Below are 12,218 nucleotides of genomic sequence, written 5' to 3' on the forward strand. Positions count from 1 at the left end.
GTACAATGGCAATATGATGCCAACAAGTGATTACTGGTTTACAGTAACTTATGACGAACCTCTGAATGATACCAGAAAAGAATTTAAAGCCCATTTTACCCTGAAACGATAAAATAAATATGAGATTGAAAAAGTTTTGTTTAGTAGCATTTATAGCTTTTATAGCAAATTTTAGTTTTGCTCAAGAAGGTATTCCGATTTATTCGGATTATTTAACTGATAATTATTATTTAATTCATCCTTCAATGGCTGGAGTAGCTAATTGTGCAAAGGTTAGATTAACAGCGAGACAACAATGGTTTGGACTCGACGATGCACCAAGTTTACAAACAATAAGTATGAATGGTAAAATAGGAGATTCACCAGTTGGAGTTGGAGGTATTCTTTTTAATGATTCTAATGGTTTTCATTCTACAGTAGGAGGCTATGCAACCTTTGCATATCATTTAATGTTTTCTAGAAATGAAATTGATTTAAATATGCTATCGTTTGGATTGAGCGCTGGTTTCTTGCAGTATAAGTTAGATGAAACTAGTTGGTTGGCTCCAGGAGAGTTTGATCAGGCAGTTGCAGGAATAGAACAAAGCGCAACTAATTTTAATATTGATTTTGGATTTTCCTACCAGTTTTTAGATTTTTATGCACATTTTACAGCAAAGAATATACTTGAAAATGAAGGAATAAATTTTAATAGACAAGGTTTTGAATTCAAAAACTTGAGAACTTACTTATTCTCTACAGGTTATACATTTAGTAAGTTTGGTAGTGAATGGAGCTATGAGCCTTCTATTATGTATATGTACAGAGATGCTACAGAAGAATCTTCAATAGATGTTAATGCCAAAGTTTATAAAGAAATGGATTTTGGTAAAGTTTGGGGAGGTTTATCTTATAGACGAAGTTTAGATGGTGCGGAATTTGTGGATGGTTCTGGTGTTAGTAGTCAAAAATTACAATATATAACACCGTTTATTGGTGTCGATTATAATGAATTTATGTTTGCTTATACATATTCTTATCAAGCGAATACTATCAGTTTTAATACAGGTGGTTTTCATCAAATAACTTTAGGTTATAACTTTAATTGTAAACGAGAGAAGTATGAATGTAACTGTCCTGCGATAAACTAATAAAAGAAAAGGCTCAATTTACATTGAGCCTTTTCTTTTATTAATTTATTCTTTTATTCCCATTTATAATTTTTCTTTTCAGCTTGTGTTTTTAAAGCTTTAATCATGGCATTTTCAAGACCATTTTTGGCATTTTTATTTTGCTTGGCAATATGGTTACGTCGTTTTAAATTTAATGTTACAATTTCATTTTGAAGTTTTTTACGTGCTTTGCGCTTTTTTTCAACATAAGATTTAATTTCAGTTTTTGATTTACCTTTAAGTTCTTCAGGAAGTTGATTGTCTTTTAAATTTTCATAAGAAAAATCATCTTCTTTCTCAGCATCCACCAAATCCCAAGAACTATTTTTATACAAGCGCGAACTTTTACTTACAGTTCTACTTACCGCATTTGCTTTATTATAACTAATTGCATTCATGTCTTGTTCGGCTTGCATTTCCATTTTAGCTTTACCAGCTTTTCCATAGGCAACATAAGTTTTGTTTAGTTTTTCATTCAGTTCTAAAATTTTATCATCATAAGGAGATGCTACATGTACTGTCGCTTGATTATGATTAATAGCCATATAATTACCATGTGTTAAATCTGCACCGTCCTTCCAGTAATTTGATATTCCTTGATTATAATCACCACAAAAAATAGTATTCACAGTAACATTATTTTTATGTGCTAATGTGGACGCGTCTTTATAACTTATTTTTCCTTGGGTATAAGGTTCATTTCCTGCAATGAAAATAAGTTTTAAATCATCTTTATCCTCTCCCCAATCTAACTGGTTTAAAGCAGTCTTAATCACTTTACCACAATATTCATTTCCACCATTTGTTGTTAGTGAAAATAATGATTTAGAAATGTCATCTAGGTCATCACTAAAAGCAATAACTTGTCTTAAATATCCTTCCTCAGCGTTTAAATTATCATTTCCATATTCATAAAGTGCGATTTTAAGATTTGGACTTTTTTCTTCACATTTTGCATAAGATAATTCATTTACAATCTGCCAAAGTTGTGCTTTGGCTTGGTCAATTAAACCATCCATGCTGTTACTCGTATCTAACAATAAAGCAACTTTAATTTCTGGTTTCTCAGATTTCGAATTTGTTTCAATAATAGTTTCAGATACTACTAAATCTTGCTCATTCGATTTTGTATTTGCATTACATGCTGTGAGTGTAGCAAAACTCATAGCAAGTATCAAAGATTTAAATTGTGGTTTCATAATTTCTAATTTTTTGTGTTTAATTCTTTTACATCGATGGTGCCATTTGGTGATATCACATAGTATTTATGATCTATTTCTGTTTTTGTAATGGGTTGTTGTTTTCTCTCTTTAGGTTTTGGTGTAAACACTAATTTTATATTCATACCTATTTGAACAACAGGTTCTAAAATGGAAGGATTTATAACTACATCATAACTTTCATAAGTGAGAGGTTGATAATAATAAGAGGTTTGCTTTTTCGCAGTTGCAACTCCTTTATTTGTTTTTAAGGCCTCGAAAGAAACACTGTTATATGCTTGATAACTTTGATAAAAATCTTTTGGAAAGTAGCAATATTTGTCATCAGCAATGGCAATATTATATTTTGATAGATCGAAACCTAAAATTTCATAATACGCTTTTTTGTTTTCAATGAGTTTTAGTAATTGGTCTTGTAAGTTCTTGTAAACAACTTTGATATCTTCAATAAAATAATCAACCTTAACAAGATTATAGACTTCACTTTTTGCGCAAGCCTCTAAGATAGATTCAAACTGATTTGTTTTAGTAAATTGAATATGAATGTTTTGTTGCAATTCAAAGCCTTTGGGCACTTCAGTGTAAGTTTTGCTGAATAGTTTTTTTGTGACTTCAACTTCATAAACAGGGACAAAAGAAATTACATCAATAGCGATGTCTTTTTGGGTAATGTTATTTGCGTTTAATCTAATTTTAATACTGTCAATGCGTTCTTTCATCAATTGGTTAGTCTTTTCTGCTGAAGGTCCAATCTGAGATAAATTAAATACAGCAGTATATGTAGTTGCACTCACGTTTTGAAGTGCTTTTACATCGATAGTTAAAATGTTGCTAGCTTGCAATACTTTATGAATTTGTTGCTGAACAACTGGATTATAAATTTGAGCATTCCCAGAGGTTAAAATGTTTTGTCGAGAAATGTCTCTTGTAATCTGATTGTAATTTCCTTTATGTTGAGCTGTTAGAAAACAACAGCTAAACATCACTAGCAGAAACGCTAAATTGCTTTTTTTCATTATGATTTATGTTTTTTGATTAACACTGTAAAACTCTGTCGAAAAAACTTTAATTAAAAACTAGAATGAGTAATGCTGGTGTTTCGATGAGTGAAGTGGACGACTATTTTAGTAACAATAGCTTTTTTTGAAGTTATCTACCAGTAATTCTATATGGTCAATTTTACAAAACCAAATAAAGTGTGTAAGTTTAATCCAATTATTTTTATTGGCATACGTGAAAACATTTAGAACATATATTATAGGTTTACTTTTTTGCTTGGTTGTTTTTTCTGCTTATGGGCAAAACAGAGAAGCGGACAAACCAGTACGTGAAGCATTATTCAGCATAAGAGGTTCTGTATATGAGAAAGACTCTTATACTCCTTATAGTGATGTTAGAATATTAGTTAATGGAGGTAAATACACTACAACCAATTTTGATGGCAAATTCACAATAAAAGCAAGGATTGGTGACGAGTTGATTATAAGCCATAACGATTTTGAAACCATTTATTACACCATACAAACCAATGAACGTATTTCAATAGAAGTCATCGATGAAGATCAACCTGGTAGAAGGTCTAAGATGAATAGCGATTTAAAACGTTTCAATAAAATGATAGATTCAGCGGATTCCTATCTCAAAACAGACGCAGAAAAAAGTATAAAATTTATAGGAGATGCACTTAATGTTGATGTATCTACAAATCAAAGTGCTGAAGCCCATGAGTTATTGGGAGATGTTTATGTGCATTGGAAACAATATGATTTAGCGATTTCGGCTTTTAAAATTAGTATACAAAATACTGAAACATCATCTGCGAGACTCAAATTAGCAAAAGCTTATAGAAGTAATGGAGATTTTCTAAAGAGTATTTCTATGTATGAAAATCTCAATAAAAAAGACTTATCTAATTATGAAAAAACAGTATTGTATGAAGGTATTGGAGACGCAAATTTAAGAATTAACAATATCCCAAAAGCAATTACGTCTTATGAAGAAGGATTAAAAATTGCAAAACAACATATAATAGCTCCAAAAGTTACGGATCTAAATTCTAAAATTGCTCAAGCTTATAATGAGCAAGGGGAAAAAAGTAAGGCTAAGGATTATTATAGTAATTCTTTGAACTTAGCTGAAAAAGAGAATAAAAAGCGAGCTGTAGAAGAGCAGATTAAAGTAGCAGAATTTAATAGCGATAATGAAGACTATGAAAGTGAAATTGTATTGAGAAAAGAAGCTATAAAAGGAATTAAAGATATAGAAAGAGATTCTGTTATTTCTAATGAAAGTGCAATAACCTCGCAAAAACAAAATTATAAAATAGGTAACGCTTATTATCTAAAAAATGATTTGGTTAATGCAATTCCTTATTATGAAAAGAGTATTGAAGAAGCAGATGCAAAAGAAGACCTAATAGTAAAAAAAGATGCGACTAGAAAACTTTCTGAAGCCCTTATAGAATCTGGTGAAACCAAAAGAGGCTACGAAATTCTGTCTGAACACATAAATGTTGTTGACGAATTGTATGCTAAAAAAGTACAAGAGATATCACAAGTAGCACGTTTTAGTAGAAATATTGCAGAACAACAAAATAGAATTACATCGTTAGAAAGTGATAGAGCGTTGTCTCAAAGTAAGTACGAATTAACACAAGAGCGAAACAGAAGTCAACAACTTATTATTTACTCCCTTATAAGTGGTTTGGTGTTATTGTTGATTACAGGATATTTAATGTTTAAATACATTAAGCAGCAGAAACTAGCAAACAACTTATTGGCTTTAAAATCTTTGAGAAGCCAAATGAACCCTCATTTTATTTTTAATGCTTTAAACTCTGTAAATAGTTTTATAGCAACAAATGATGAGCGTACAGCAAATAAGTATTTATCAGATTTCTCACATTTAATGCGTTCCGTTTTAGAAAACAGTGAAGAAGATTTTATTCCGTTAAAAAAAGAAATCGAATTATTAGATTTATATACTAAGTTAGAGCATTTTAGATTTCAAGATAAGTTTGATTATTCTATAGATGTGGACGACTCTATAGATGTTGAGGAATTTCAAATTCCTCCAATGCTATTGCAACCTTATATAGAAAATGCAGTTTGGCATGGGCTACGTTATAAAACAGAAAAAGGGCATTTAAATATTGTGATACAACCAAAATCTAAAGCCGAATTAACTATTACTATTTCAGATGATGGTATTGGTAGAGAACGTTCAAAAGCTTCGAAAACAGCAAACCAGAAAAAGCAGAATTCTAAAGGAATGAACAACATTAAAAAACGTGTAGCCATTTTAAATGAGATGTATAAAGATAAAGTGGACGTGACTATTGAAGATTTTCAGGATTTAAAAGATGCAGGAACTAAAGTAGTTGTGACTTTAAAAAAGGATTAAGTATGAAATTAGATGCGATCATAGTAGAAGATGAAGAAACAAGTAGAGCGATTCTTAGAAATTATCTCACTAAATATTGTCCAAATATTTCAATTATTGGTGAGGCTGCTAATGTAGAAGGTGCTTTGGTACTAATTCGAAATAATGAATTAGATGTAGTATTCCTAGATGTAGAAATGCCATATGGTAATGCTTTTGACTTATTAGACAAAGTAGGTGATATTAATTTTGAAACTATATTTGTAACAGCTTATAATCATTATGCGATTGATGCTTTAAATGCACATGCCTCTTATTATTTAATGAAGCCTATTTCTATAGATGAGTTAATTAAAGCTGTGGATTATGTTACGGAAATTAGAACAAAGGAAGATGCATTGCAAGACCAGGTTTTAGTGCCAAAAACAAATTCGGTTTATGGTAAAATTACTATTCCACAACAAGATGGATTTGAGGTTATAGAAACTGCAGATATTATGTATTGTAAGGCAGACGATAACTATACAGAGATTTTTCTAAATACTAATAAAAAGAAGCTTGTTAGTAAAACATTAAAGTATATAGAGGAAAGCTTAAGAGACGCTAATTTTGCCAGAGTACATAAAAGCTACTTAGTTAATGTCAATGAGATAGTTAAATATGTCAAAGGTAAAGGCGGAAGTGTAGTACTAAGCAATGGCAAAGAGATTATGGTCTCTGCTTCTAAAAAGTCCGATTTATTATCTTATTTTAAATAAACTATGCCAATAATAAAACCAGTAAAAGGAAAAAGCCCGCAAATACCTGACGACTGTTTTGTGGCTGAAAATGCAACAATAGTAGGAGAGGTAGCTATGGGAAATCAGTGTAGCGTTTGGTTTAATGCTGTCATTAGAGGAGATGTACATTATATAAAAATGGGTAATAAGGTAAATGTGCAAGATGGAGCAGTTATACATGCCACATATCGAAAATCACCAACAACAATCGGGAATAATGTCTCTATTGGACACAATGCTATTGTACATGGTTGTACTATTAAAGACAATGTGTTAATAGGTATGGGAAGTATTATTATGGATGATTGTGTAGTGGAAAGTAACAGCATTATAGCAGCTGGAGCAGTGGTTACAAAAAACACTATTGTAGAGTCTGGTAGTATTTATGCTGGTGTACCAGCAAAAAAAGTAAAAGATATTAGTAAGGAATTAATTTCTGGAGAAATCAATAGAATTGCAGATAATTATGTGGAATATTCGAGTTGGTTTAAAGATTGACAACTAGATCCTGAAACAAGTTCAGGATGACTACTCATTTGAAAAATCATTATTTTAGAATTAACCTCAATTTTTATTATGCTAAATTTCTTTCAGCATCTCATCTTTTAAATACTAGATTTCAGTCTTTCTATCAGTACTTTAACATCCGAAATTTCATTTAAAACATCCGGATTTAAAACCGTAGTGAGTTGCTTGCTTTCAAGTTTTAAAATTGTTGGATATATCATTTTAACACTAGGAAATTTAGCTTCAAATTCATCCTTATGATAAAACTCCATTTCTAATTTGCTTTCCTTTCTAAAGGTCTTCCAAATCGTATTTTCGGTAAAAGTATCATAAGTTAAAGCGCATAAACTACATTGATATGTTGATGGACTGAATAATTTATGACCAGCATCAAATAGCGCATTTAGTTTTCCCGAGTTGGCATTATAAATAAATAGTAAAGTCATAATTACTTAGTAAAGCTTTGAACACAATCCTTACTAAAAATCTAAATAAGATGTATCAAATTGATTGTCTAAAATAGAATTAAGCATATCTACATTGCCATTAGAATATAATTTGATAGATGTTTTGTCATTAGAAGTGTTTAATAATTGATTGGAAGTCAAAACAGCTTGTGTTTGTTTAGCAACAGCTAATCCAGAATCAATGATTTTTACATGTTCTGGTAGCATTTTAGTGAGCATTGGTATAAGATATGGATAGTGTGTGCAACCCAGAACTAGAAAATCTATATGTTGCTTTAGCATTGGCTCTAAATAGATTTCTAAAAGTGTTCTCATCTCATTAGAATCTAATTTCCCATTTTCTATTAATGGCACAATACCTTCTCCTACTTTTTCTATCACTTTTATACCACTAGCATATAAATTAGTTGTTTTATGAAACAAATGACTACTTAAAGTCCCTTTAGTAGCCAATATGCCTATAGTTTTGGTTTGTGTGTTTAAAGCAGCTGGTTTAATCGCTGGTTCTATACCAATAAAAGGGATGTCATAGTTAGCTCTTAAATAAGATATAGCGTTTGTGGTTGCTGTGTTGCAGGCAATTACAATAAGTTTACAGCCTTCATTTATTAATAGCTCAGTGTTTTTAATGCTTAACTGAAGAATGTCTTCCTTAGTTTTGTTACCATAAGGAGCATTCTTACTATCTGCTAAATAGATAAAGTTTTCATTTGGTAGAAGTGTATGAATCTCCTTAAAGATAGATGTGCCTCCTATACCAGAATCGAAAATGCCAATTGATTTACTCATTATTACAAAAGTAAAAAGTCGCTTAGTGATAAGCGACTTTTTTGAATATATATTTTAATAAGGTCTATATCTTTAATTCTGCTTTTACATCAGCCATAAGGTCTTTTCCTTTTTTCACGATTAAGCTACCAGCTTCGAATACGTAATTAATACCTTGAGCTGCTGCTACTTTCTCAATTGCAGCTTTAGCTTCTTCTGTAATAGGTTTTAACAAGTTAAATTCTTTTTCTTGTAAATCTTTTTGTGCTTGTTGTTGAAATTGACCTAAACTTTGTTTCATACCTTCAACTTCTTGCATACGCTTTTGGTTCTCTTCTTGAGTTTGCGCTTCTGCCTCAGCATTATATTGTTTAAGTTTTTTGTCTAATTCTTTTAGAGAAGCTTGTATTTCAGCTTCATAGGTTTTCCCCATTTGTTCTATCTCTGCCTGTGCTTTAGTGTATGCTGGCATAGCTTTAATCAACTCTTGTGTATTAATATGTGCAAGTTTACTTTGCGCAGCTGTAAAACTTGTAGCTCCAATAAAAAGTGCGGTTGCAAATAGTAAAGTTTTTAAATGTTTCATTTGTTCTAAATTGTATTTGTGTGTTATAAATTATTAATTGTTTTCTCCTTTTTTCTTAGCTTTTGCTATAGAATCGTTCTTTTTTATTTGTTTTTCACGTTTTTCACGTGCTTTTTTTCTTTGATCTAAGATCTTTTGTTTTCTGGCTTCTAAGGCTTTTGTACGAGCTTCTCTATCCTTTATTTTTTGCAAACGCTTTTCCTCTAAAATCTCTGCTGATGTTTTAGGTTTTTCAGCGTTTGTCGAATCTTTTTTGATAGCACCTTTAGCCTTTGTGCTATCAGTTTTTACCGTAGGTTTAGCTTTTACTGTTGTGTCTTTAGCTACAGTTTTTACTTCTTCATCAGTTTTAGAAGTTTTCTTCTTTCTTGAATCTAAAGCTTTTTGACGACGTTCTTCAGCTTCACGTTTTTTAGCTTCTCTTAATTCTTGCTGTTGCTTTCTTCTATCTTCTGCTGCTTTTTCGCGCTCAGCACGTTTTGCTGCTAAATCTGCTTCTCTTGTTGCCTTTCTGTCTTCTAATGCTTGTTGTCGAGCATCTTTTTCTTCGCTAACCACAGGAACAACAGCCTCTTCTTCTAATTCTTTACGCTCTTTCTTATTTTTTGCTTGAGATCGTTTAGATGTTCTAGTTATTGTTTTTAAAACACGTTCACTTACATCATAGCGTTCAGCCGAATACAGCATTACAACATCTGCGGATTTATCAAATATAAAATCATATTTTCCCGTTTCAGCAATATCTTGTACAGCCGCAAAAATTTGATCTTGTATAGGTTCTATCAACTGACGTTTCTGAATCATTAAATCTCCGTTTGGTCCAAATCGTTTTTGTTGATAGTCCAAAATTTCTGCTTCTTCAAACGAAATGTCCTCTAATCTCTCTTCGTATAATTCTTTTGTTAATAGAACACTCTCATTTTCGAGTTCTTTTTTCTTTTGTTCTATTACACTTAATTTTTTTTCTACTTCTGTTTTCCACTTCAGCACTTTTTTGTCGAGTTGAGTAGATGCTTCTTGATACTCTGGAACATTTTGTAAAATATACTCAGTATCAATGTAGCCTATTCTAACACCACGTTGTGCATTTGCATTAAAGCTCATTAGACCTATTATTGCCAATAAAAAAAGAACTTTATATTTCATCATTATATGTTTTTGTTTTGAGACCTATTTTGTTAAAACCAAATATTTCTCTGTTTTCAGTGTTACGATACTTCAAATTAACGAAATATATTCTTAAAAATTTTAACACCATGATGAAATCCTTACTTACGTAATTAGAAAATATCGTGCCAAACTTAAAATTGTTGTCCGATTATGAAGTGAGTTTCCCATTTTTTTGGTGATGTTCCGTTAGGTAGCTTATCAAATGCATGACCCAAGTCAATTCCTAATAAACCAAACGCAGGCATAAATATTCTTAATCCAAAACCTGCAGATCTTTGTAGGTTAAAAGGATTAAAATCTCTAAAATCATTTACTGACTGACCAGCTTCTAAGAAAGATAGTGCGTAGATTTTCGCTTGAGCACCTAATGTAATAGGGTAGCGTAACTCTAGAGAGAATTTGTTATAAATTGAACCACCATCTTGAGATGATAATGATTGATTTGGATAACCACGTAGCTGAACAACTTCTCTACCATCTAAAGAAAAGTTTCCTAATCCATCACCTCCAACAAAGAAACGCTCAAACGGAATGACACCTCTAGCGTTATCATAAGCACCTAAGAAGCCAAATTCCATACTAGGTCTTAAAACTAATTTTTTAGTCAATTCAGTATACCAATCTACTTTAAACTTTACTTTATAAAATTCTAACCATTTAAAACGTTCTTGGTCAATTTCCCCAATACGAGTTAAATCATCTGCGTCTGAAGAATCTAATCCATCTCTTTCTTCTTTTAATGCTTTATAATCTACACCATTGATTAACGAATAAGGGAATGAGAATTTAGCTGAAACGGAAAAATTAGAACCTCCTGTTGGGTAAATAGGGTCGTTGTATAAGTTATTTCTGCTTAAACCAATAGTATAGGATAAGTTGTTTGATGTTCCATCACCAAAGGTAAAAAGGCCTGTGTTATAATTCTGTAAATTGTAATGTTGGTAACTTATAGCTTGTGATAATAAGAAATAATCATCTGGCACAGTCAATCTTGTTGAAAGACCAAAAGTTAAACCTGTAATATTAAAACGCCTGCTTTTATCTGCTCTACGTGTTTGAGGATTAAATAAAAATTGTCTAGAATGCGAAAGCGATGTAGATAATTGAAACGGTTTTTTCCCACCTAACCATGGCTCACTAAATGAAAAACTATAGGTTTGGAAGAATTGACTCGCTTGCAATCTTAATGCTAAACTTTGTCCATCTCCTCTAGGTACTGGTTTGTATGCATCTTTCTTAAAAATATCCTTGATTGCGAAGTTATTGAAAGATAGGCCCAAAGTACCAATAAAGCCTCCACCTCCATAACCACCTTGTAGTTGTATTTGACTAGATCCTTGCTCTACAACAGAGTACTCGACATCTAAAGTGCCATCTACGGGATTAGGGTTTTTAATATTTGGAGCAATTTGCTGTGCATCAAAGAAACCTAATTGACCTAATTCTCTAATGGTTCTAATGATTTTTGCCTTGCTGTAAAGTTCTCCAGGACGCGTCCTAATCTCTCTATATATAACGTGGTCATTTGTAACATCATTACCAACTACTGTAACATTATTGAAGTATGCTGGTTTACCTTCTGAGATACGGATTTCCATGTCAATAACATTACCTTCTGCACTAACTTCAACAGGACTTATTGTAGAAAACATGTAACCGAAGTTTTGATATGCATTGGTTAAATCATTGGCATCTGGATTGCTTTGGTCAGCGATACGTTCTCTTAACTCAACACCGTTGTAGGTGTCTCCTTCTTTTATTTTTAAGATACTGGCTAATTGCCTGTCTGTATAAACCGTATTACCTACAAATGTAATCTTACCAAAAGTATATTTTTCACCTTCCTCAACTTTTATATTTAAACTTATGGTTTTTTCATTATTATAAATAATAGAATCAGAAATAATTCTTGCATCTCTATATCCATTCTCTTTATAATAATCAACGACGCTAACTAAATCCGTTTTGTAATCTTCTTCTATATATTTAGAACGTTTTAGAATACGAATAGGATTTTTCTTCTTCGTATTTTTCATAGCCTTACGAAGTTTTTTGTCCTTTATTTTTTCATTACCATCAAAATTGATGGCTTTAATTTTTACTTTTTGTCCTTTATCTATTTTAATTCTCATATCGACTCTTTCTTTTTCAATAGAATCAATAACTTGGGAGGTTGTAATATTTACTTT

Annotated in this window: 11 protein-coding genes; 4 read left to right on the forward strand and 7 right to left on the reverse strand. The window is 31.4% G+C overall.

Annotated features, from left to right (window positions below):
• Positions 1–119 precede the first annotated feature (119 nt).
• The gene (locus QZZ53_RS14895; protein ID WP_296386127.1) at positions 120–1,130 is read left to right on the forward strand and encodes a type IX secretion system membrane protein PorP/SprF; all 1,011 of its coding nucleotides are present in this window, start codon (positions 120–122) and stop codon (positions 1,128–1,130) included.
• Between the two features lie 53 nt (positions 1,131–1,183).
• Here the strand turns inward: QZZ53_RS14895 and QZZ53_RS14900 are convergent, their stop codons facing one another.
• Both QZZ53_RS14900 and QZZ53_RS14905 read right to left on the reverse strand, forming a co-directional pair.
• Entirely contained in the window at positions 1,184–2,350 is a 1,167-nt protein-coding gene (locus QZZ53_RS14900) for a vWA domain-containing protein (protein WP_296386129.1), read from the reverse strand.
• A gap of 5 nt (positions 2,351–2,355) precedes the next feature.
• Positions 2,356–3,387: an SIMPL domain-containing protein gene (locus tag QZZ53_RS14905; protein ID WP_296386131.1), complete on the reverse strand. Its 1,032-nt coding sequence runs from the start codon at positions 3,385–3,387 to the stop codon at positions 2,356–2,358.
• 217 nt (positions 3,388–3,604) lie between these two features.
• On the opposite strand from QZZ53_RS14905, the gene QZZ53_RS14910 reads away from it, so the two are divergent.
• From QZZ53_RS14910 to QZZ53_RS14920, 3 genes are read left to right on the forward strand one after another with little or no spacing between them, the layout of a single operon-like run.
• Positions 3,605–5,773 (forward strand): histidine kinase, encoded by a 2,169-nt coding sequence (locus QZZ53_RS14910; RefSeq protein ID WP_296386146.1) that lies wholly within the window; start codon positions 3,605–3,607, stop codon positions 5,771–5,773.
• A 2-nt stretch (positions 5,774–5,775) separates the two neighbouring features.
• Complete coding sequence (locus QZZ53_RS14915; RefSeq protein WP_296386133.1) at positions 5,776–6,510, forward strand: LytTR family DNA-binding domain-containing protein; 735 nt, start codon at positions 5,776–5,778, stop codon at positions 6,508–6,510.
• Positions 6,511–6,513: 3 nt separating this feature from the next.
• Positions 6,514–7,029 (forward strand): gamma carbonic anhydrase family protein, encoded by a 516-nt coding sequence (locus QZZ53_RS14920; RefSeq protein ID WP_296386135.1) that lies wholly within the window; start codon positions 6,514–6,516, stop codon positions 7,027–7,029.
• A 107-nt stretch (positions 7,030–7,136) separates the two neighbouring features.
• Here the strand turns inward: QZZ53_RS14920 and QZZ53_RS14925 are convergent, their stop codons facing one another.
• From QZZ53_RS14925 to QZZ53_RS14945, 5 genes are all read right to left on the reverse strand, one after another.
• Positions 7,137–7,484 carry a GTPase gene (locus tag QZZ53_RS14925; RefSeq protein ID WP_296386136.1) on the reverse strand — a complete coding sequence of 116 codons (348 nt, stop codon included), beginning with the start codon at positions 7,482–7,484 and terminating at the stop codon, positions 7,137–7,139.
• A gap of 33 nt (positions 7,485–7,517) precedes the next feature.
• Positions 7,518–8,294 (reverse strand): glutamate racemase, encoded by a 777-nt coding sequence (gene murI / locus QZZ53_RS14930; protein WP_296386138.1) that lies wholly within the window; start codon positions 8,292–8,294, stop codon positions 7,518–7,520.
• A 64-nt stretch (positions 8,295–8,358) separates the two neighbouring features.
• Positions 8,359–8,859, reverse strand: a complete 501-nt coding sequence (locus QZZ53_RS14935) for an OmpH family outer membrane protein (protein WP_296386140.1) — start codon at positions 8,857–8,859, stop codon at positions 8,359–8,361.
• A 33-nt stretch (positions 8,860–8,892) separates the two neighbouring features.
• On the reverse strand, positions 8,893–10,005 hold the full coding sequence (locus QZZ53_RS14940) for an OmpH family outer membrane protein (RefSeq protein ID WP_296386142.1): 1,113 nt from the start codon (positions 10,003–10,005) through the stop codon (positions 8,893–8,895).
• A 155-nt stretch (positions 10,006–10,160) separates the two neighbouring features.
• Positions 10,161–12,218, reverse strand: a 2,058-nt coding sequence (locus tag QZZ53_RS14945) for a POTRA domain-containing protein (RefSeq protein WP_296386144.1), incomplete at its 5' end; no start/stop codon positions are given.

The sequence above is a fragment of the Winogradskyella sp. genome (genome assembly GCF_016744625.1).
GTDB lineage: Bacteria > Bacteroidota > Bacteroidia > Flavobacteriales > Flavobacteriaceae > Winogradskyella.